This is a genomic window from Burkholderia sp. SIMBA_062 (assembly GCF_046534765.1).
Taxonomy (GTDB): Bacteria; Pseudomonadota; Gammaproteobacteria; order Burkholderiales; family Burkholderiaceae; genus Burkholderia; species Burkholderia ambifaria.
Window position 1 is genome coordinate 37280 of the sequence record NZ_JAWRYD010000001.1, and the last position, 20264, is coordinate 57543.

General features: G+C 67.3%; 18 protein-coding genes and 1 tRNA gene. 12 read left to right on the forward strand and 7 right to left on the reverse strand.

All coding sequences use genetic code 11. The annotated features are described in order from the left end of the window. Nucleotides 1–19: 19 nt before the first annotated feature. A complete protein-coding gene (locus tag SB786_RS00180; protein WP_410725661.1) occupies nt 20–823 on the reverse strand; it encodes an alpha/beta fold hydrolase in 804 nt (267 codons plus the stop codon). 81 nt (nt 824–904) lie between these two features. Here SB786_RS00180 and SB786_RS00185 point away from each other — a divergent pair, with 81 nt between their 5' ends. Next, nucleotides 905–1519: a CGNR zinc finger domain-containing protein gene (locus SB786_RS00185; protein ID WP_410725662.1), complete on the forward strand. Its 615-nt coding sequence runs from the start codon at nt 905–907 to the stop codon at nt 1517–1519. 39 nt (nt 1520–1558) lie between these two features. On the opposite strand, the gene SB786_RS00190 is transcribed toward SB786_RS00185, so the two are convergent. Both SB786_RS00190 and SB786_RS00195 read right to left on the reverse strand, forming a co-directional pair. After that, nucleotides 1559–2608 carry a DUF3592 domain-containing protein gene (locus SB786_RS00190; protein WP_410725663.1) on the reverse strand — a complete coding sequence of 350 codons (1050 nt, stop codon included), beginning with the start codon at nt 2606–2608 and terminating at the stop codon, nt 1559–1561. Nucleotides 2609–2795: 187 nt separating this feature from the next. Further along, nucleotides 2796–2871 (reverse strand) — tRNA-Lys (locus SB786_RS00195). A gap of 191 nt (nt 2872–3062) precedes the next feature. On the opposite strand from SB786_RS00195, the gene SB786_RS00200 reads away from it, so the two are divergent. Then, nucleotides 3063–3467, forward strand: a complete 405-nt coding sequence (locus SB786_RS00200; RefSeq protein WP_006756963.1) for a PaaI family thioesterase — start codon at nt 3063–3065, stop codon at nt 3465–3467. Nucleotides 3468–3475: 8 nt separating this feature from the next. After that, on the forward strand, nt 3476–4342 hold the full coding sequence (locus SB786_RS00205) for a patatin-like phospholipase family protein (protein WP_410725664.1): 867 nt from the start codon (nt 3476–3478) through the stop codon (nt 4340–4342). Nucleotides 4343–4390: 48 nt separating this feature from the next. On the opposite strand, the gene SB786_RS00210 is transcribed toward SB786_RS00205, so the two are convergent. After that, entirely contained in the window at nt 4391–5404 is a 1014-nt protein-coding gene (locus SB786_RS00210) for a D-2-hydroxyacid dehydrogenase family protein (RefSeq protein WP_006750081.1), read from the reverse strand. A 430-nt stretch (nt 5405–5834) separates the two neighbouring features. On the opposite strand from SB786_RS00210, the gene SB786_RS00215 reads away from it, so the two are divergent. Continuing rightward, a complete protein-coding gene (locus SB786_RS00215) occupies nt 5835–6884 on the forward strand; it encodes a LysR family transcriptional regulator (RefSeq protein WP_166724473.1) in 1050 nt (349 codons plus the stop codon). Nucleotides 6885–7011: 127 nt separating this feature from the next. Here SB786_RS00215 and SB786_RS00220 read toward each other — a convergent pair whose 3' ends face one another. From SB786_RS00220 to dprA, 3 genes are all read right to left on the reverse strand, one after another. Then, complete coding sequence (locus SB786_RS00220; RefSeq protein ID WP_410725665.1) at nt 7012–9609, reverse strand: DNA topoisomerase III; 2598 nt, start codon at nt 9607–9609, stop codon at nt 7012–7014. Nucleotides 9610–9800: 191 nt separating this feature from the next. Then, entirely contained in the window at nt 9801–10181 is a 381-nt protein-coding gene (locus SB786_RS00225; protein ID WP_006750078.1) for a thioredoxin family protein, read from the reverse strand. 36 nt (nt 10182–10217) lie between these two features. Further along, a complete protein-coding gene (dprA, locus tag SB786_RS00230) occupies nt 10218–11537 on the reverse strand; it encodes a DNA-processing protein DprA (RefSeq protein WP_410725666.1) in 1320 nt (439 codons plus the stop codon). 186 nt (nt 11538–11723) lie between these two features. Between dprA and def the strand changes: the two genes are divergently transcribed. The 8 genes from def to esaR all read left to right on the forward strand — a co-directional run bounded on the left by def (nt 11724) and on the right by esaR (nt 20214). Continuing rightward, complete coding sequence (def, locus tag SB786_RS00235; RefSeq protein ID WP_126228742.1) at nt 11724–12227, forward strand: peptide deformylase; 504 nt, start codon at nt 11724–11726, stop codon at nt 12225–12227. 35 nt (nt 12228–12262) lie between these two features. Further along, nucleotides 12263–13246 (forward strand): methionyl-tRNA formyltransferase, encoded by a 984-nt coding sequence (gene fmt / locus SB786_RS00240; RefSeq protein WP_410725667.1) that lies wholly within the window; start codon nt 12263–12265, stop codon nt 13244–13246. Between the two features lie 110 nt (nt 13247–13356). After that, nucleotides 13357–13998: a LysE family translocator gene (locus SB786_RS00245; RefSeq protein ID WP_410725668.1), complete on the forward strand. Its 642-nt coding sequence runs from the start codon at nt 13357–13359 to the stop codon at nt 13996–13998. Between the two features lie 98 nt (nt 13999–14096). Next, on the forward strand, nt 14097–14954 hold the full coding sequence (gene htpX, locus SB786_RS00250) for a zinc metalloprotease HtpX (RefSeq protein ID WP_006759751.1): 858 nt from the start codon (nt 14097–14099) through the stop codon (nt 14952–14954). A 175-nt stretch (nt 14955–15129) separates the two neighbouring features. Then, nucleotides 15130–16518, forward strand: coding sequence for a 16S rRNA (cytosine(967)-C(5))-methyltransferase RsmB (gene rsmB / locus SB786_RS00255; RefSeq protein WP_410725669.1), 1389 nt, complete (start codon nt 15130–15132; stop codon nt 16516–16518). After that, on the forward strand, nt 16515–17108 hold the full coding sequence (locus SB786_RS00260; protein WP_410725670.1) for a DUF4390 domain-containing protein: 594 nt from the start codon (nt 16515–16517) through the stop codon (nt 17106–17108). The genes rsmB and SB786_RS00260 overlap by 4 nt, the downstream gene beginning before the upstream one ends. Next, nucleotides 17098–19512, forward strand: a complete 2415-nt coding sequence (gene esaS, locus SB786_RS00265; protein ID WP_410725671.1) for a sensor histidine kinase EsaS — start codon at nt 17098–17100, stop codon at nt 19510–19512. Before SB786_RS00260 ends, esaS begins: the two co-directional genes overlap by 11 nt. Then, nucleotides 19513–20214 carry a response regulator transcription factor EsaR gene (gene esaR / locus SB786_RS00270; protein ID WP_006759755.1) on the forward strand — a complete coding sequence of 234 codons (702 nt, stop codon included), beginning with the start codon at nt 19513–19515 and terminating at the stop codon, nt 20212–20214. Nucleotides 20215–20264 lie beyond the last annotated feature (50 nt).

The following is a 20264-nucleotide window of genomic DNA, read 5'->3' on the forward strand; positions in this document are numbered from 1 at the left end:
TCTACCCGCGCTGGTCCGCCTACCGGTCGAGCACGGCGGCGACGATCGCTTCCGGCGCATCTTCCTGGACCAGATGACCCGCGCGCGGCACCCTGATCAGCTTGCCGTTCGCGATGCGATCGGCAAGCGCCTGCCCCTGTTCGAGCGGAATCCAACCGTCGTCCTCGCCCCAGACGATGCGCACCGGAAAGTCCGGCGGCGCGTAGCGCGCCTCCGCTTCCTCGATGTAGCGCTGGCGCATCTGCGCGATTTGCCGATAGAACGCGGCCTGGCCGGCGGCCGTGAGCCATGGCGCGCGGTAGATCGACAGCACGTCGTCGCTCAACGGCTGCGCGACCGCTTTGCCGATATAGGCCGACACGAGCGCGTGATGCGCATAGGCCGGCAACCCGGTGAACGCGGCCTCGTGCTGCGCGACATGCCGCACGAACGGCGAGCCCTGCGGCGCAATCGCGACCGGGTTCACGAGCGTCAGGTCCGAATAGGCGATGCCGTCGAGGAAATGCGCGCGCAGCACCGTCGCGCCGCCGTAGTCGTGCGCAAGCACGCGCGGGCGCGAAATATTCCATTCGTCGAGGAGCGCGCCGAACAGCACGTTCTGCCGGCCGAGCGATACGTCCGCGTCGGGCATGTCTGACTGACCGTAGCCGAGCAGGTCGTAGAAGAACACCCGATGGCGCCGCGCGAGCCACGGCGCGATCCGGCGCCACACCTGCGATGAAAACGGCGTGCCGTGCACGAGCACGAGCGGCGGCCCTTCGCCGAGCGTGCCCCACGCGATCCGGCGATCTTCGAACATGAAGCGATTGGCGAGATCGAGCATCGGTACCTCCGTGCTAACCTGTATTAGTTGTTAACAGGTTACGCCGGTTCGTCCGGATGTGAAACCGATAGGTGAAAATAAATGGTTACTCGATACGCGCCTGCGCGACGGGCGTACGCATGGAGCGCGGCTGATTTCGTCGGCGGCCATCCGGCGCTCGACTTCCTGAACACGGTGGCCGACACGGGCAAGACGCGCGACGAGGACAAGCTCGTCGACTGGCCGTCCGTGCGTGCGTGGGTCGGGAAATCCGGGGTGCTGGCGGCGGCCGACCTGACGCGGTTCCTGCGTCATCCCCGGCAGGACGGCGCCGACGAACTGGCTGCGCTGCACGGCTTTCGCGAGGATGCGTATGCGGCGCTCGCGTACCTGACGGCCGGCGACGGCGGCAGCGCCGGCGCGCGAGCGGCGGACCGCCTCGCCGTGGCGATTCGCGATGCGATCGGGCGCAGCACATTCGACGCCGTCGATGGCCGCTTCGCGTGGCGCCCCGATGCGCGCGCCGCGTCGCGCTGGATCGACGCGGCCGCGCTCGCGTTCGAGCATCTGCTGCGCGGTGACGACTTCGCGCGCGTGCGGCAGTGCGGCCGCTGTACGTGGTTCTTCGTCGATCGCGGCCGCGGCGTCGGGCGACGCTGGTGCGACATGCGTACGTGCGGGAACCGCGCGAAGGTGGAGGCGTTCAGGGAGCGGTGAGGCGGGGGGCGCGGTGTCGCCGGCACGGTTCGTTGTTGGTCATTCGGCGATTTCGTGCGGCCGATGCTCGGGCCACAGGGTGCCGGCAACGAACAACCCGGCTACCAGGAACGGCGCGCCGATCGAGAACAGGATCGCCGTGAGCGCCCACCGGTCCCAAAACTGGTCGACGACCGCGCGTTCGGGCGTGACAGGGTCGTACAGCACGTTGACGATCTCGCCTTCGTACAGCCCGGGTTGCGATGACGCCGAGCCTTGCGCGAACGTGACCTGGCGGCCGCTGTCGGTCGTGAACACGACGCTCACCGAGTAGAGCGACGTGCGGGCGCGGGACGAGCGTGCCGTTTCGGCAATCTCGACGACATGGCCGGTCGAGCGCGCGTAATGGCGGTCGATCTGCCACTGGCGCAGCCCGACCGCGCCGGCGCCGGCCAGGAAACCGGTGCCGATCGCGATCGGGATGAGCACGATCGCGATGTTCCAGCGGCGCCGGATCGTCTTGCGGTCGGCCGGTGCGGAAAGCGCGTCGGCTTGCCGGTTGCGGCGCTCGTTCACGTACAGCAGGCTGCCGACCGCAAGCGACGCGAGGGCGAGCAGGGCGGGCACCGCGACGGGAAACCAGCGTTGCGCGAAATCGTCGATCAGCGCGGGACGGTTCGGATGGTCCGGGTCGACCAGGACGTCGACGCTTTCGCCGATGTCGTAAGCCGGGACCGTCGATGCGGTATTGCCGGCGACTTCGAGGCGCCGGCCGTCGTTCGCGAGATAGGCGACGATCGGGCGGTATGCACGCATCGCGTCGCTGTCCTGCACGATGCGCACGACCGTGCCCGGCGTGCGGACCAGATGGCCGACCGCGCCGCCCGCGATGACGGCGAGCGCGGCTGCGACCACGAGCAGCGCAATGCCGAGCGCGAACGCGACGAGTGCGTCCTTACGCAGCATGACCGGATCCGCTGCGTGCGTCGTGCGATGCGTCCGGATGCGATCGGGAGGAGGGTGCGACTCGACGTGCGCACCGATATCGGCGTGACCATGCCCTCTGAATGGTCGCGTCTCGCTCCCATGATTCCATGTTCGACGTCCCATGCTCTCTCAGTGCCGGCGGCGATACGGCGATCACCGGGCCGGTCGTGTGATATTTGTCGGACGATTCTAGCGGAAAGCGCATGAGCCAGGCATGTATGTCTTGTGCATGCCGTGACGCGGGAGAGCCGGGCGGCGCCGGAAATGGAAAAAGCCCGGTTAGCTTTCGCTAACCGGGCTTCGGAATTCCTGGTGGGGCGTGAGTGACTCGAACACTCGACCTACGGATTAAGAGTCCGCTGCTCTACCAACTGAGCTAACGCCCCCAACAGAAGAAAGATTATGCACGGGTATTTCGATCTTTGCAACACCTTTCTGCAAATTTCCTGAAAATATTTCGTCGCCCGGACGGCGGCTGTCGGCGCGGTGGCGAGCCATCGCAGTTGGCGCGCTCCCGGTATGATGACGTCCACACTTGTTGCGCGGCGGTCGCGCAACGTTTTCTGGACATTCGAAGATGGACGAAAACGCAGTCCGCGAATTGCTGGATCGCCTGCTGGCCCCGTGGGTCCGCTCGCTCGGTCTGGTCCCCGTAGCGATCGGCGATGACAGCGTCACGATGCGCCTGCCGTTTTCCGGCGAATTCCGTCATTCGGGCGGCATCATCTGCGGCCAGGTGTTCACGGCCGCCGCGGACACCGCGATGGTGGTCGCGATCTCGGTCGCGCTCGGCGAATTCCGGCCGATGACGACCGTATCGCTGAACACGAACTTCATGCGTCCGGTGCGCAAGGGTGACGTGCTCGTCACCGCGCGCGTGCTGCGGATGGGCCGCAACCTGGTATTCGGCGAAGTCGAACTGTTCGACGAGGACGGCAAGATGGCTGTCCACGCGACGTCGACCTACGCGCTCGTCAGCTGAGCGGCGCGATGTTCGACCAGATCGTCTTCGCGGGAGGCGGCAATCGCTGCTGGTGGCAGGCCGGCTTCTGGGACGTCGCACAGCCGGCGCTCGGCTTGCGCCCGCGCGTGATCGCCGGCATCTCGGCCGGCGCGGCTACCGCCTGCATGCTGTATACGCGCGACGCCGCGTGGGTGATGCGCTATTACGAGGAAGCGCTGCGCCACAACCGCAAGAACGCATACTGGGGCAACCTGTTCGGGCGCGAGCCCGTGTTTCCGCATTACCGAATTTACCGCCAGGCGCTGCTCGACATCTACGGCGAGCCGTTCGCGCAACTCGCCGACGCGCCGGAGATCCGCATCGGCGTGTCGCACGTGCCCCGCTGGCTCGGCGCGCGCAGCGCGGTCGCCGCCGGCCTCGTCGCGTACAACATCGAAAAGTACGTGCGCAAGACGCTGCACCCGACGCTCGGGCGCACGCTCGGCTTCCGGCCCGAGTTCGTGCGCGCGCAGGCCTGCACGAGCGTCGACGAACTCGCCGACCTGATCCTGCAGTCGTCGTGCACGCCGCCGTTTACGCCGGTGCTGCGTCGCGGCGGCCGGCCGGTGCTCGACGGCGGCATGGTCGACAACGTGCCGGTCGGCGCGCTCGACCCAGCGCCGGGCGACGTGCTGGTGCTCGTCACGCGGCTGTATCCGCGCCCGCAGATGTTCACGGTCGCGCACGGCGAACAGCGGCGGCTATATGTACAACCGTCGAGCAAGGTGCCGATTTCGAGCTGGGATTACACGAGTCCGTCGCAGATGCGGCATGCGTACGACCTCGGGCGGCGCGACGGCGAGCATTTCCTCACGCGCGTCGACGCGATGACAGGCGGCCGCGCGGCCGCCTGAAGGCGGGAAGGGGAAACGGCGCCGCGCGGCGAGCGCGGCCCGCGCCGGTCAGCGCACGCGGCGCGGCGTCAGCGCTTCCGGGTTGACCACGCTGGACATGTCGCCCTGGTCGAACGCGAGGATGTTCCGGAACGCCGCGCTGAAATAGAGCTCGTAGCTTTCGCGTTCGACGTAGCCGATGTGCGGTGTGCAGATCACGTTTTCCATCCGCAGCAGGCTATAGCCTTGCAGGATCGGCTCGCTTTCGAACACGTCGATCGCGACCATCCCCGGACGGTTGTGCGACAGCGCGTTCACGAGCGCGTTTTCCTCGAGCAGTTCCGCGCGGCTCGTGTTGACGAGCAGCGACGTCGGCTTCATCCGCATCAGGTCTTCCTGCTTGACGATCCCGCGCGTGTCGTCGTGCATGCGCAAGTGCAGCGACAGCACGTCGCTCTGTTCGAACAGCGCTTCGCGGCTCTCGGCGGCCGTGTAGCCGTCGGCGCGCGCGGCCTCGAGTGAATGCTCGCGGCCCCAGATCAGCACGTTCATCCCGAACGCCTTGCCATAGCCGGCGACGAGCCGGCCGATCTTTCCGTAGCCCCAGATGCCGAGCGTCTGGCCGCGCAGCACCTGGCCCAGGCCGAAATTCGGCGGCATTGCCGACGTCTTCAGGCCCGACTGCTGCCACGCACCCTGCTTCAGGTTCGCGACGTATTGCGGAATGCGGCGCTGGGCGGCCATCACGAGTGCCCAGGTCAGTTCGGCCGGCGCGACCGGCGAACCCGTGCCCTCGAGCACCGCGATGCCGCGGTCGGTACACGCTTCGAGGTCGATGTGGCTCGAGATACGGCCGGTCTGGCTGATCATGCGCAGGTTCGGCAGCTTGGCGAGCAGTTGCGACGAAATGGGCGTGCGTTCGCGAATCAGCACGAGCGCCTCGACTTCCGCGAGACGGCTCGCGAGCTGCCCCAGGCCGCGCACCGTGTTGTTGAAGACCTTTACGTCGTGCTCGGCGAGCATCTCGAAGCAGTTCAGCTTGCGGACGGCGTCCTGGTAGTCGTCGAGGATGGCAATTTTCATGATCAGCGGGAGTCGCGCGTTGGAAGCGGCGGCGGTGGCGGCGGCACACGTGGGGCGCACCCGTCCCGCCCGGCCGGGGCCGACATGATGCTACGCCGGTGTCCGCCGTGGTGTCTTTTTAACAGGTTGTTACGCTCCGCCGCAATCGCGCCGGCCCGATGCGGCGCGCCTCCCGTGCCTGGAGGCGGGGTGCGCTGTTGTGTCGCACCAAATACGTCCTTTCTGATTCGACCGTTTACGCGCCGAGGTTCACCCAATTGTTGCTTCGATCAGAATAATTGGATCATCCGTTCGCGATGAGTGAGGATTTTTGACTATTTTTATCGTCAACCCGTGCCTTGTTGAGCAACTCTGCATCATTTCCGTTGTCGTAGGAGAATTACGCATAGGCTTCAACTTTTTGAAGTTGTAACAGCGGCAGGAGTCGTTTATGGATCATTTGCAGTCGATGCGCGTGTTCGTCAAGGTTGCGGATCTCGGCAGTTTCGCGCGGGCCGCGAGTGCAATGGATATCTCCAACGCAGTCGCGACGCGCCACGTCGCCGATCTGGAGGGCCGGCTCGGCACGCGGTTGCTGAACCGCACCACCCGCAGCCTTTCGCTGACGGAGTCGGGCCAGGTCTATCTGGAGCGGGCGCGCCAGATTCTCGATGAGCTCGAGGATGTCGAACAGATGGTCGTCGCGCGCAACCACGAGCCGGTCGGCACGTTGCGCATCGTCGCGCCGGTCGTGTTCGGCCTGCATAACCTTGCTCCCGTCCTGCAGTCGTACACGGAGAATTTCCCGAAAGTGGTGCCGGATCTGACGCTGGTCGACCGCCAGGTCGATCTCGTCGAGGAAGGTTTCGACGTCGGCATCGTCGTCACGCGCCAGATGCGCAGCGCGAGCATCGTCACGCGGCGGCTGACCACAGGCTGCATGACCGTGTGCGCGACGCCGAGCTACCTGGAAAAGCATGGTGTACCGACGCATCCGGAACAACTCGCCGAGCACCCGGCGCTGAGCCTGCCGACCGAATACTGGGGCGACGAGCGCGTGTTCACGGGGCCCGACGGAGAGGTGCGCGTGCGCCCGACCAACGTGATCGTCGCGAACAACACCGCGATGCTGCGCCAGTTCGCGCTGCTCGGGATGGGCGTCGCGATCCTGCCGAGCTACCTGATCGGCGGCGACATCGCGCGCGGCGCGCTGGTGCGGTTGCTGCCGGATTTCCGGCTGCCGCAGGTCGAAATCAACATTGCATACCCGAGCCGGCGCCATCTGCCCGCGAAGGTGCGCACGTTCATCGACCACCTCGTCGAATATTTCAGCCACGCGACCGACGCGGTGATTGGCGAACAGTGGGCCGCACAGAGTGCGATGCCTGCGCCGATCGGCGTCGAGATGCGTGCCGAGCAGCCCGAATCGACCGACCCGAACCTGCAGCCTCGCCTCGCGCGCTCGGCGCGCCCGCGTGTCGCGGTGCCGTCGCCGCTGTAACGCGCGGCGGCCGCGCACTGACGCGGCGGCACCAAAAGAAAAAACGCGGATCGAGCGATCGATCCGCGTTTTTTATCGCCGTTTGACCGGCGTGCAATGCGCCGGGGAGCGCCCGGCGGCCGAGTCCTTACGAGCCCGTCTTGCGCACCGTCGTCTTGCGGGCGGCGGTCTTGCGGGCCGGTGCCGGTTTCTCGTCGGCGCCTTCCGTCACGGTTTCGGCATCCTTCGTCGCCGATTTTGCCGTCTTCTTCGCGGCAGCCGCCTTCGGCTCCTTCTTTTCGAACTCGAAACCGATCTTGCCGTCCGGCTGCTTCACGAGGAACGCCTTGAAGTTGCGGCCCGTGCGCGATGACTTGAAGTTCGGCAGCAGATCCGTGCGACCGTCGGCGAGCAGCTTGGCCATCTGGTCGCGCGTGATTTCCTGCTGCAGGATCACCTTGCCCGAACGGAAGTCGCAGGTCTTCGGATTCGCGACCGAGTGCTCGCACACATAGCTCATCCCGTGCTCGAACACGCGGCCGTTGCATTTCGGGCACGCGCCGACCGGTTCCTGCTCGGAGAAGTCGGGCGCCTCGCCTTCCTCGCCGCCCTGGTCCTGGCCGAAGTCGAACTCGAGCTTGTAGTTCTTCGTTTCGTCGTCGAACGAGAGCTTCAGGATCGCCGAGAACGGACGGCCCATCTTGCTGCGGAAACCGGACAGCGGACCGATGGTCTTCTGCTGCAGCAGTTCCTCGACCTCGGCGATCTCGAATTGCCGGCTGCCCGGAATCTTCGAGATCGAGAACTCGCACTTCGTGCACGCGAAGCGGCGGTAGTTTTCCTTCACCTGGCCGCCGCAGTTCGGGCATGGCGTCTCGAGCGTCGCGTAATCGCCGGGGATCGTGTCGGAATCGTATTCCTTCGCGCGCTTGACGATCTGCTGCGTCATGCGGGCGATTTCCTGCATGAACGCGTCGCGCCCAAGGTTGCCGCGCTCCATCTGCGACAGCTTGTATTCCCATTCGCCGGTAAGTTCGGGCGCGGTCAGTTCCTTCACGCCGAGCCCGCGCAGCAGCGTCATCAGCTGGAATGCCTTCGCGGTTGGAATCAGCTCGCGGCCTTCACGGACGAGATATTTTTCGCCCAGAAGGCCTTCGATGATCGCCGCGCGCGTTGCCGGCGTGCCGAGGCCCTTCGCGGCCATCGCCTCGCGCAGCTCGTCGTCCTCGACGAGCTTGCCGGCGCCTTCCATCGCGGACAGCAGCGTCGCTTCCGAGTAGCGTGCGGGCGGCTTGGTCACGAGCGCGACGGCGGCGATCTCGTCCGTCTTCACCTTCTCGTCCTTCTGCACCGGCACGAGGTTCGCGTCCGCGCCTTCGGCGTCGCGGCCGTACACCTGCAGCCAGCCCGGCTCGACGAGCACCTTGCCTTCGGTCTTGAAGTGATGGCCGGCCACTTCGGTGATCCGCGTCGTGACACGGAATTCGGCCGCCGGGAAGAACACCGCGAGGAAGCGCTTCACGACCATGTCGTACAGCTTCTGCTCCGGCTCGGACAGCGACTTCGGCGCCTGCAGCGTCGGGATGATGGCGAAGTGGTCGCTGATCTTCGAGTTGTCGAAGATCCGCTTGTTCGGCTTCACCCAGCCCTGGTCGAGCACCCGCTTCGCATGCGGCAGGTAGTTGTGGCTCTCCTTGAGCATCTCGAGCGTGGACTGCACCGTCGGAATGTAGTCTTCCGGCAGCGCGCGCGCGTCGGTACGCGGGTACGTCAGCACCTTGTGCTTTTCATACAGCGCCTGCGCGAGACCGAGCGTGTTCTTCGCGGAGAAGCCGAAGCGGCTGTTCGCCTCGCGCTGCAGGCTCGTCAGGTCGAACAGCAGCGGCGACAGCTGGGTCGACGGCTTCGATTCCTCGGATACCGTACCGATCTGGTCCCGGCATGCGGCGACGATGGTTTCGGCGGCCGGCAGGCTCCATAGGCGGGAGTCGCGCCTTTCCGGATCGAACTCGTCCCGCTTGAATTTCGGGTCGTACCACTTGCCTTCGTAGAAGCCGCCCGCGCAGGCGAACGCGGCCTTCACTTCCCAGTAGTCGCGCGGGATGAAGCGGCGGATTTTCTCTTCACGTTCGACGACGATCGACAGCGTTGGCGTCTGAACGCGACCGACGGTGGTGAGGAAGAAGCCGCCGCCCTTGCTGTTGAAAGCCGTCATCGCGCGGGTGCCGTTGATCCCGACGAGCCAGTCGGCTTCCGAGCGGCAGCGTGCGGCATCGGCGAGCGGCTGCATGTCGGTGTCGCTGCGCAGGTGCGCGAAACCGTCGCGAATCGCCTGCTGCGTCATCGACTGCAGCCACAGGCGCTGGACCGGCTGTTTCGCCTTCGCATGCTGCACGATCAGGCGGAAAATCAGTTCGCCCTCGCGCCCCGCGTCACATGCGTTGATCAGGCGGTCGACGTCCTTGCGCTTCATCAGCTTGGTAAGGACCTTCAGGCGCGATTCGCTTTTTGCGATCGGGTTGAGATCGAAATGCGGGGGGATGACGGGCAGATGAGCGAAGCTCCATTTGCCGCGCTTGACCTCGTACTCTTCCGGGGCGGCGATTTCCAGCAGGTGGCCGACCGCGGACGAAAGGACGAATTCGTCACTTTCGAAGTATTCGTCATGCTTGGTAAAGCCGCCCAAAGCGCGCGCGATGTCGTTCGCGACAGAAGGCTTTTCCGCAATGATCAGAGCTTTGGACATGACAAGTGTGTGTTGGTAGACCGGGTTCGCCGGCGTGGGTCCCTTTTACGACGGCTTTATAGCACACGCCGCGGCGACGGCGGCGCGGCGTGTGAAAAGCGGCTCATCATAGAGGGGGGCCGCAATGGCGGCAAGCGCCCGGCCCGACGGCACGCGCAACGTCGCGAGAAGCCGCCCGGCGGGGGCGCGATTTACGCCTCGACGTTCAGGATATTGCGCAATTTCGGTGCGTGCGGCGCGCCGGGTACCGCGCTCAGGTCGGACAGCATCCGTTCGACGATCGCCGCGTGCGGCAGCACCGTGCCGAAGAAGCGCGCGGTGTTCGCATCCTCGATCAGGATCGTCGGGAAATTCTCCACGTCGAGATCGTCGAGCCGGTCGGCATGGGTTTCGATGTCGATCCACGCGAAGCAGGCGTCGGGATGGGCGTCGGCGAGCTGGTCGAAGGCCGTCCGGTAGTCGCGGCAGGTGCCGCACCACTCGGCGCACAGGCAGGCGACGAGGAGCGTGTCGGGATCGGCGAGGCGCTCGGCGATCCGATCGGCATCGGTGTCGAGATTCAGCGCGGGCATGGAATTCCTTGGGTAACGTCGGCGGCACGGCCGCTCCTATTTGGGGGAATGTAGCACGCCACACCGAGGCGGGGTGGGGGCCGCGTCAAGCCGCGCGAAGCGTCCGCCGGGCACGCTCGCGACGCGGCCGGCCAGTTCGAGCGCGAGCAGCGCGCGGTGCAGCACGTCGTCGGACAGGCCGCTGTGCTCGGCGAGCCACTCGTAGGTAACGGGGCCGTATCCCAGTGCGGCCAGCACGGATCGTTCGGCTGGGGTATCGGGCGTGTCCTCGATTTCGGCGGATGCGGTGGCCGGAACGCCGCAGTCAGTTATCGCGGCGGATTCGCCCGCGCGTTGCCCCGCGGTGCCGGCTGCTTCGGCATTATCGGGGCTCGATCCCGAGTGCGCCATGGCGGGGATGGCGGGGGTGGTCGGTTCGCCCAGCCCGTATTCCTCGAGCACGTCGAGCGGCGTAGCGGTGAGCTTCGCGCCGTCACGGATCAGCGCGTGGCAGCCCTGCGCGAGCGGCGCGTGGATCGAGCCCGGCATCGCGAACACGTCGCGGCCCAGCTCGTTCGCGAGCCGGGCGGTGATCAGCGAGCCGGAGCGCGGCGCGGCTTCGATGACGAGCGCGCCGAGGGCGAGCGCGGCGATCAGCCGGTTGCGCTGCGGGAAATGTGACGCCCGCGCGGGCGTGCCGAGCGGCCATTCGGACACGATCGCGCCGCGCGCGGCGATCTCGTGCGCGAGCGTGCGGTGCCGCGCCGGATAGACGAGGTCGGCGCCCGTCGCGATCACCGCGATCGTGCTGGCGCGGCCGTCGAGCCCGCCGCGATGCGCGGCGCCGTCGATGCCGAGCGCGAGGCCCGAGACGATCGCGAGCCCCGCATCGGACAGCGCATGCGCAAAGCGCGTTGCATCGGCGAGCCCTTGCGGCGTCGCGTGGCGGCTGCCGACGACGGCGAGCCCCTGTGCGTGCAGCAGGTCGAGCCTGCCCTTTACATATAGCAGCGGCGGCGGATCGTGGAGGTCGCGCAGCCGACGCGGATAGACGGGATCGTTGAGCGTGACGATCGCGTTGCCCGGTGCGTCGAGCCACGCGAGCGCGGCATCGGTGCGCGCGTCGAGGTCGTGCCGCTCGCTGGCGCGCACCGCCCGCGCGACGGCCGCGCTGCTCGCCGCGCAGATGGCCTGGTCGGATGCGCGCAGCAGCGCCGCCGGCGAGCCGAATGCCTCGAGCAGCGCGTGCAGCACGGCGGGCGCGAGGCCCGGTGCATGCGCGAGCTGCAGCCACGCGCGCAGCGCGGAAGGGGTCAACGCTTGCGGCGACATGAGGTTCCCCTCGAATGCGACGGCCAGCGGACAGCGTGGCGCCATGATAAAATTTTCATCATCCGAAATACTCGACAGGGCCGCGCGCCACGGGCGTCCGGCCATTTGCAGGAGGCATGACCTGCGGCGTTGATATGCCGCGCGTCCGCCTCATCTTCATTGCATCCCGGCAGTGGCGCCAGCCGGCCGGATGGCCGATGCGGCCCGCCGCTCCACCGAATACCGCACACCATGGCATTGCTGAACATTCTTCATTACCCCGACAAGCGGCTGCACAAGGTCGCCAAACCCGTCGACAAGGTCGACGACCGGATTCGCAAGCTCGTCGCCGACATGGCCGAAACCATGTACGCAGCGCCGGGCATCGGCCTCGCGGCGACGCAGGTCGACGTGCACGAGCGCGTGATCGTGATCGACATCTCCGAGGAGAAGAACGAGCTGCGCGCGTTCATCAATCCCGAGATCATCTGGTCGAGCGACGAGAAGCAGATCTACGAGGAGGGCTGCCTGTCGGTGCCCGGGATCTACGACGAGGTCGAGCGCCCGGACCACGTGCGCGTGCGTGCGCTCAACGAGCAGGGCGAGGCCTTCGAGCTCGACTGCGAGGGCCTGCTGGCCGTGTGCGTGCAGCACGAGATGGATCACCTGATGGGGCGCGTGTTCGTCGAATACCTGTCGCCGCTGAAGCAGACCCGCATCAAGACGAAGATGAAGAAACTCGAACGCGCGATGTGACGCGCGTTCGCCAAGCCCCGCTCCCGAACGCTTTCATGACCCATACGTTGCGCGTGATTTTTGCCGGCACGCCGGAATTCGCCGCGGCCGCACTCGCCGCGATCCACGAGGCCGGTTTCCCGGTGCCGCTCGTGCTCACCCAGCCCGATCGCCCTGCCGGGCGCGGGATGAAACTGCAGGCGAGCGCCGTGAAGCGCTATGCCGTCGAGCTCGGGATGTCCGTCGCGCAGCCGCCGTCGCTGCGCCGCGCGGGCAAGTACCCGGCGGAGGCGGCCGACGCGATCGAACTGCTGCGCACGACCCCGCACGACGTGATGGTGGTCGCCGCGTACGGCCTGCTGCTGCCGCAGGAGGTGCTCGACATTCCGCGCGCCGGCTGCATCAACATCCATGCGTCGCTGCTGCCGCGCTGGCGCGGCGCCGCGCCGATTCACCGCGCGATCGAGGCCGGTGACGCCGAGACGGGCGTCACGCTGATGCAGATGGACGTCGGCCTCGACACCGGCGCGATGATCGACGAAGCGCGCGTCGCGATCGCGCCTGACGATACGACCGCCACCCTGCACGACCGGCTGGCCGCCGACGGCGCGCGGCTGATCGTCGACGCGCTGGTGCGGCTCGAGCGCGACGGCGCGCTGCCCGCCACCCCGCAGCCGGCCGACGGCGTGACCTATGCGGAAAAGATCGGCAAGCACGAAGCGGCGCTCGACTGGCGCAAACCGGCCGACGTGCTCGCGCGCCAGGTGCGCGCGTTCGACCCGTTTCCGGGCGGCGTCGCGACGCTCGACGGCGCGGCCATCAAGCTTTGGGCGGCCGAGCCCGTGGCGGCGCGCGGCGATGCGGCGCCCGGCACGATCGTCGACGCTGCGCCGGAAGGCGTGATCGTCGCGTGCGGCAGCGGCGCGCTGCGCGTCACGCAACTGCAGAAGCCGGGCGGCAAGCGGTTGCCCGCGCGCGAGTTCCTGGCCGGCTCGCCGCTCGCCGCAGGCCAGCGCTTCGCGTTGCCCGACGCGGCCTGAGCGTCATTCGACCCGACCTGCCGGCCGCGCGCAATTGGCCGAACGGCCGAGTCGCACGGCGCGGCAGGCGCGCGTAGAATTTCCCTGCGCTGTTCGGTTTCGAGGTCTTCATGCTTGGCATCACCCATTTCGGCTTCTTCGTGTTCGCGGTGTTCCTGCTGAACATCACGCCCGGCCCCGACACGGCCTACATCGTCGGCCGCAGCGTCGCCCAGGGGCGCGGCGCGGGGCTGATGTCGGCGTTCGGCATTTCGGCCGGCTGCTGCGTTCACGCGCTCGCATGCGCGTTCGGCCTGACCGCGCTGCTGGCGGCATCGGCAACCGCGTTCACGGTGATCAAGCTGGTCGGCGCCGCCTACCTGATCTACCTCGGCGTGCGGATGATCATCGCGAGGCACGCCGCCGAGCCGTCGGGCGCCGAAGCCGCGCACGGCACGGCCGCAAAGCCGCTGCGCCAGTTGTTCATGCAGGGCTTCTGGACCAACGTGCTGAATCCGAAAGTCGTGCTGTTCTTCGTGTCGTTCTTCCCGCAGTTCGTGTCGGCCGACAGTCCGCACAAGGCTTGGGCGTTCCTGACCCTCGGCGCGGTATTCGTCGCGATGAGCACGGTCTGGACCAGTCTCGTCGCCTGGGTCGCGGGCAGCGTCACGCAGCGCTTTTCCGGCAAGCCGGGCGTCAAGAAGTGGCTCGACCGTACGGTCGGCAGCGCTTTCGTTGGCCTGGGCCTTCGTCTTGCCACATCGCAACGCTGAGATTGAATTTTTCGCGCAAGACCTTATCTAACAAATCGCTTACAATTTTCCGCCGCGCACTGTAATGCGGCGGGTCCCCTGACGGATAAGGAGTGGGTATGTTCAATTGGGTCAAAACGGCGATGCTGATGGCCGGGATCACGGCCCTGTTCATCGTGATCGGCGGCATGATCGGTGGCACCCGCGGCATGACGATCGCGCTGCTGTTCGCGCTCGGCATGAATTTCTTCTCGTACTGGTTCTCCGACAAGATGGTGCTGCGCATGTACAACGCGCAGGAAGTCGACGAGAACACGGCGCCGCAGTTCTACCGGATGGTGCGCGAGCTCGCCACGCGCGCGAACCTGCCGATGCCGCGCGTCTACCTGATCAACGAGGACGCGCCGAACGCGTTCGCCACGGGCCGCAACCCGGAACACGCGGCGGTCGCCGCGACGACGGGCATCCTGCGCGTGCTGTCCGAGCGCGAAATGCGCGGCGTCATGGCGCACGAGCTCGCGCACGTGAAGCACCGCGACATCCTGATCTCGACGATCACCGCGACGATGGCGGGCGCGATTTCGGCGCTCGCCAACTTCGCGATGTTCTTCGGCGGCCGCGATGAAAACGGCCGTCCGGCCAACCCGATCGCGGGGATTGCGGTCGCGCTGCTCGCGCCGATCGCCGGCGCGCTGATCCAGATGGCGATCTCGCGGGCGCGCGAATTCGAGGCCGACCGCGGCGGCGCGCAGATCTCCGGCGATCCGCAGTCGCTCGCCACCGCGCTCGACAAAATCCATCGCTATGCGGCGGGCATCCCGTTCCAGGCGGCCGAAGCGCACCCGGCCACCGCGCAGATGATGATCATGAACCCGTTGCACGGCGGCGGCCTGCAGAACCTGTTCTCCACGCACCCGGCGACCGAGGAGCGCATCGCGCGCCTGATGGAGATGGCGCGCACCGGCCGCTTCGACTAAGTCGCGTCGCGCTCGACAACTCGCCCCGCACGCCTCGCGCTGCGGGGCGTTTCATTTTGCGTCCCGTAAAGGGGCCGCATGGCCTCACGCTACAATGCGCGGTTTGGAATCGCAGCGGCCGCACGCGCCGCACGGTTCCCGCCGCTCGCGGCGCCCGTTTGCCGATTTTGCTCCGATGACACGAACCCGTTCCTCCGCTCCGTCTTCCTCCGGCCGCCCCGCGCGCCTGTCCGCGCTGCGTCTCGCGCCCGATTCGCTGGGCTTCGCGCTCGGCGCGGCCGCGCAGGCAGTCGATGCGGTGCGGCGCGGCACCGCGCTGCCGGCGGCATTGGCCACGGTGTTCGCGCAGATGCCGGCCGGCGCGCAGGCGCTGGCGCGCGGCGCGACGCAGGACGTCGCATACCGGACGATGCGTCGCCTCGGCAGCGTGGACTGGCTGATCGGCCGGCTCGTCAGCAAGGCGCCGCCCGCGCACGTGCAGGCGGTACTTGCCGGCGCGCTCGCGCTGCTGCTCGATCCGGAGGAGACGGCCGCGTATCCGGCGTTCACGATCGTCGACCAGGCCGTGACCGTGATCGGCGCGCGGCGCGAATTCGCGTTCGCGAAGGGGCTGGTGAACGCGGTGCTACGCCGTTTCCAGCGTGAGCGCGACGCGCTCGTCGCGGCGCTGCAGGACGATCCGGTCGCCCGCTGGAACTACCGTCCGTGGTGGATCGATGCGGTGAAGCGCGCGTGGCCGGACGCATGGCAGGCGATCCTCGCGGCCGGCGAGCGCCAGGGGCCGCTGACGCTGCGCGTGAATGCGCGCCGCGCGAGCGTCGACGCGTATCTCGACACGCTGCGCGCGAACGGGATCGACGCGACCGCGATCGGCCGCCATGCGGTGCGGCTCGCATCGGCGCTGCCGGTCGATCGCATTCCGGGCTTCGCGGACGGCGTCGTGTCGGTGCAGGATGCCGGCGCGCAGCTTGCCGCCGAATGGCTCGGCGCGCGTGACGGCATGCGCGTGCTCGACGCATGCGCGGCACCGGGCGGCAAGACCGGCCATATCCTCGAGCTGGCCGCCGCGGACGTCGTCGCGCTCGAGAGCGACGCGACCCGCGCGGCGCGCATCGGCGAGAACCTCGCGCGCCTGTCGCTCGCGGCGGACGTGCGCGTCGCCGATGCCGGCGCGCCGGATGCGTGGTACGACGGCCGGCCGTTCGACCGCATCCTCGCCGACGTGCCGTGCTCGGCGTCGGGCATCGTGCGCCGTCATCCCGACATCCGCTGGCTGCGCCGCGAAGCCGACATCGCGGCACTCGTCGCGGAACAGCGCCGCATCCTGACGGCGTTGTGGCCGCTCGTGAAGCCGGGCGGCGAATTGCTCTACGTGACCTGTTCGATCTTTCCCGAGGAGGGCGAATTGCAGGCCCGCTGGTTTGAAGCGGCCTGTGAAGATGCGGTACGATTGGACGCGCCCGGCCAACTGCTGCCGGGCGGCGTGCCCGCCGGAGCGGCCGGCGCACTCGACCAGAACACCGATCACGACGGATTTTTCTACGCGCGGTTTCAGAAACGGTGACAATCAAACACCTTTTTCCACTTCGGCTCGCGGCCGTCCTGTTGGTCGCATTGGCGCTGTGCCTGGCTGTCGTTCGGCCGGCGCGCGCCGCCGAGTCGATCGCCGTGCAGCGCGCATCGCTGCAGGCTGACGGGAGCGGCTGGAGCCTCGATGCCCGCTTCGATTTCGAGCTGAACCCGAACCTCGATGATGCCGTCAACAAGGGCATCCCGCTCTACTTCACGACCGACTTCGAACTGAGCCGCGCGCGCTGGTACTGGTTCGACGAGCAACCGGTGTCGGTGTCGCAGACGATCCGCCTGTCGTTCCAGCCGCTCACGCGCGAATACCGCGTGTCGACGGGCGGGCTGCAACTCGGCTTCCCGTCGCTGAAGGACGCGCTCGCGGTCGTCCGGCACATCACGTCGTGGCACGTGATCGATCGCAATCAGGTGCGGGCCGGCGAAACCTACGTGGCCTCGGTGCGTATGCAGCTCGATACGGCGCTGATGCCGAAGCCGTTCCAGGTCGACGCGGTGAACAACCGCGACTGGACGCTCGGCTCGGACTGGAAGCGCTTCAACTTCACGGTGACCGAACGTGCTAAATAAAGTGCGCCGCGCGGCCAGCGGGAAGAGCCTCCTTGTTCGCGTCATCGTGGCGACCGTCGCGCTCACCGCGCTGCTGCTGCTCGTGCTGCTCGCGGCCGCGAGCGCGAACACCGAGTTCTTCGACCGCTACTACTCGTGGCTGTACGCGATGAACATCATCGTCGCGCTCGTGTTCCTGCTGGTGGTGCTCGGGCTGATCGGGATGATCGTCGTGCGCCTGAGGAAGGGCAAGTTCGGCACGCGGCTGCTCGCGAAGCTCGCGGTGTTCTTCGCGCTCGTCGGCGTGGTGCCGGGCGGGATCATCTACATCGTGTCGTACCAGTTCGTGTCGCGCAGCATCGAGTCGTGGTTCGACGTGAACGTCGAGACCGCGTTGACGGCCGGCCTGAACCTCGGCCGCGGGATGCTCGACGCATCGCTGTCCGACCTGCAGACGAAGGCGCGCATGATGTCCGACCAGCTCGCGAGCGTCGATGCGAACACCAACGGCACGACGCTCACGCTCTTGCGCCTGCGCGACCAGTTCGGCGTGCAGGACGCGACGATCGTCGAGCCGAGCCGCGGCGGCTCGGGTGCGGCGCCCGACCTGCACATCGTTGCGCAGGCATCGGGCAATTTCGCCGTGCTGATTCCGGACGACCTGCCCACGCCGCTGATGCTGAGCCAGGCGCGCGAACATGGCGCATACGCGGCGATCGAGGGCGAAGTCGACGGCGACCCGCGCGCACACGGCGCGAAGGGCGCGTTGCGGCTGCGCGTCGTGCGGCCGATTCCCGACGCGTCGACGTCGCTGCTGCAGCCGGCGGAGCGGTTCCTGCAGCTCACGCAGCCGGTGCCGCCCACGCTCGCGCACAACGCCGACGCGGTGCAGCGCGCCTATCGCGAGTACCAGGAAAAAGCGCTCGGCCGCACCGGGCTGCGCAAGATGTACATCGGCACGCTGACGCTCGCGCTGTTCCTCGCGACCTTCATCGCGATGATGCTCGCGCTCGCGCTCGGCCAGCAGCTCGCGCGGCCGCTGTTCCTGCTCGCGCAGGGCACGAAGGAGATCACCGAAGGCGACTACACGCCGAAGCGCGAGATCAAGTCGCGCGACGAGCTCGGCTTCCTCACGCAGTCGTTCAACGCGATGACGCGCCAGCTGTCCGAGGCGCGGCTCGCGGTCGAGAAGAACCGGATCGCGCTCGAGCATTCGAAGACGTATCTCGAGAGCATCCTCGCGAACCTGACCGCCGGCGTGTTCGTGCTCGACCGCCAGTTCCGGCTGACGACGGCCAACCGCGGCGCCGAGCGGATCTTCCGGCAGCCGTTCGGCGCGATGATCGGCACGGCGCTCGACCGGATCGACGTCGTCGCGGAATTCGGCGCGATGGTGCGCAAGGCATTCGCCGATCGCGAGGCGGCTTCCGACGGCGCCAGTGGCGATCGCGGCCACTGGCAGCAGCAGTTCGCGGTCGACGTGCCGGGCGAATCCGATCCGCTGACCTTGCTCGTGCGCGGCACGCGCCTCGTGTCGACGGTCGAGGGGGAGGCCGACGACCCGCAGACGTCCGGCTACGTCATCGTGTTCGACGACATCTCCGACGTGATTTCCGCGCAGCGTTCGGTCGCGTGGGGCGAGGTCGCGCGGCGGCTCGCGCACGAGATCAAGAACCCGCTGACGCCGATCCAGCTGTCGGCAGAGCGGCTGCAGATGAAGCTGTCCGACAAGCTCGCGCCGCCCGATGCGGACGTGCTCAAGCGCGGCGCGACGATGATCGTCAACCAGGTGGCCGCGATGAAGCGGATGGTCGACGACTTCCGCGAATATGCGCGCACGCCGCCGGCGGTGCTCGGCAACCTGCAGTTGAACGAACTGGCGAGCGAGGTGCTCGGGCTGTATGGTGTCGGCGAAGGCAAGAGCGCGATCGTCGCCGAACTCGCGCCGTCGCTGCCGGTGATTCGCGGCGACGCGACGCAACTGCGCCAGGTGATTCACAACCTGCTGCAGAATGCGCAGGATTCGGTTGCGGAAGTCGCGCATCCGCGTGTGTTGATCGAAACCAAGACAGTAGAATATGGCGATCCCGACGCCGAGGGCAAAACGCGCGTCGCGGTACGTCTTACCGTGTCCGACAACGGGCCCGGTTTTCCGGCACGCATCCTGACCCGTGCGTTCGAGCCTTACGTGACGACGAAAGCGAAGGGCACGGGGCTCGGATTGGCCATGGTCAAGAAAATCGTCGACGAGCACGGCGCGCGGATCGATCTGCGCAATCGCATGCACGGCGAGACCGTCGAGGGTGCGCAGGTGTCGATCCTGTTCCTGCAGATGGCGAGCGATACGCCAGGCGCCGAACCCGGCGCGCAGGTCGGGACGGCCCCCGCTAAGACAAAAGCAAGTGTGCAGACAAAGGCAGCGTAAATGGCAACCATCCTGGTGGTAGATGATGAAATGGGCATCCGGGAATTGCTCTCGGAAATCCTCAGCGATGAAGGACATGTCGTCGAGGCGGCGGAGAACGCGCAGGCCGCGCGGGAATACCGTCTGAATCAGGCGCCCGATCTCGTGCTGCTCGATATCTGGATGCCCGATACCGACGGCGTCACGCTGCTCAAGGAATGGGCGGCGCAGGGCTTGTTGACGATGCCCGTGATCATGATGTCCGGGCACGCGACGATCGACACGGCTGTCGAAGCAACGAAGATCGGCGCGCTCGATTTCCTCGAGAAGCCGATCGCGCTGCAGAAGCTGCTGAAGTCGGTCGAGCACGGTCTCGTGCGCGGCGCGGCGCCGGTGTCCGTCAACTCGGCGGCGAAGGCCGGCGCCGGCCAGGCTTCGGGCCCGGCGGCGGTCGCGTCCGCGGCCGCGCTGCCGACGCTCGGCGACGACATGGCCGCGGCGTTGGGCCTCGCGGGCCAGACGGCCGCGATTCCGTTCGACATCCCGTTGCGCGAAGCGCGCGATGCGTTCGAGCGCGCGTACTTCGAATATCACCTCGCGCGCGAGAACGGCAGCATGACGCGCGTCGCGGAGAAGACGGGCCTCGAGCGCACGCACCTGTATCGCAAGCTCAAGCAGCTGGGCGTCGAGCTCGGCAAGAAGCCGTCGGAAGGCGCCGCGTAAAATATTTTGCGAAAACTACTTGCGCAAAGTAACAGGGCTGGATATACTTT

Excerpts from the sequence above, each read along its gene's own strand:
- SB786_RS00210 (WP_006750081.1), bottom strand. The coding sequence starts at position 5,404 with ATGAAAATTGCCATCCTCGACGACTACCAGGACGCCGTCCGCAAGCTG.
- SB786_RS00190 (WP_410725663.1), bottom strand. The coding sequence starts at position 2,608 with ATGGGACGTCGAACATGGAATCATGGGAGCGAGACGCGACCATTCAGA.
- SB786_RS00245 (WP_410725668.1), top strand. The coding sequence starts at position 13,357 with ATGCTTGGCATCACCCATTTCGGCTTCTTCGTGTTCGCGGTGTTCCTG.
- def (WP_126228742.1), top strand. The coding sequence starts at position 11,724 with ATGGCATTGCTGAACATTCTTCATTACCCCGACAAGCGGCTGCACAAG.
- SB786_RS00185 (WP_410725662.1), top strand. The coding sequence starts at position 905 with ATGGTTACTCGATACGCGCCTGCGCGACGGGCGTACGCATGGAGCGCG.
- fmt (WP_410725667.1), top strand. The coding sequence starts at position 12,263 with ATGACCCATACGTTGCGCGTGATTTTTGCCGGCACGCCGGAATTCGCC.
- SB786_RS00225 (WP_006750078.1), bottom strand. The coding sequence starts at position 10,181 with ATGCCCGCGCTGAATCTCGACACCGATGCCGATCGGATCGCCGAGCGC.
- SB786_RS00205 (WP_410725664.1), top strand. The coding sequence starts at position 3,476 with ATGTTCGACCAGATCGTCTTCGCGGGAGGCGGCAATCGCTGCTGGTGG.
- SB786_RS00200 (WP_006756963.1), top strand. The coding sequence starts at position 3,063 with ATGGACGAAAACGCAGTCCGCGAATTGCTGGATCGCCTGCTGGCCCCG.
- htpX (WP_006759751.1), top strand. The coding sequence starts at position 14,097 with ATGTTCAATTGGGTCAAAACGGCGATGCTGATGGCCGGGATCACGGCC.
- SB786_RS00220 (WP_410725665.1), bottom strand. The coding sequence starts at position 9,609 with ATGTCCAAAGCTCTGATCATTGCGGAAAAGCCTTCTGTCGCGAACGAC.
- SB786_RS00215 (WP_166724473.1), top strand. The coding sequence starts at position 5,835 with ATGGATCATTTGCAGTCGATGCGCGTGTTCGTCAAGGTTGCGGATCTC.
- esaR (WP_006759755.1), top strand. The coding sequence starts at position 19,513 with ATGGCAACCATCCTGGTGGTAGATGATGAAATGGGCATCCGGGAATTG.
- SB786_RS00180 (WP_410725661.1), bottom strand. The coding sequence starts at position 823 with ATGCTCGATCTCGCCAATCGCTTCATGTTCGAAGATCGCCGGATCGCG.
- dprA (WP_410725666.1), bottom strand. The coding sequence starts at position 11,537 with ATGGCGCCACGCTGTCCGCTGGCCGTCGCATTCGAGGGGAACCTCATG.
- rsmB (WP_410725669.1), top strand. The coding sequence starts at position 15,130 with ATGACACGAACCCGTTCCTCCGCTCCGTCTTCCTCCGGCCGCCCCGCG.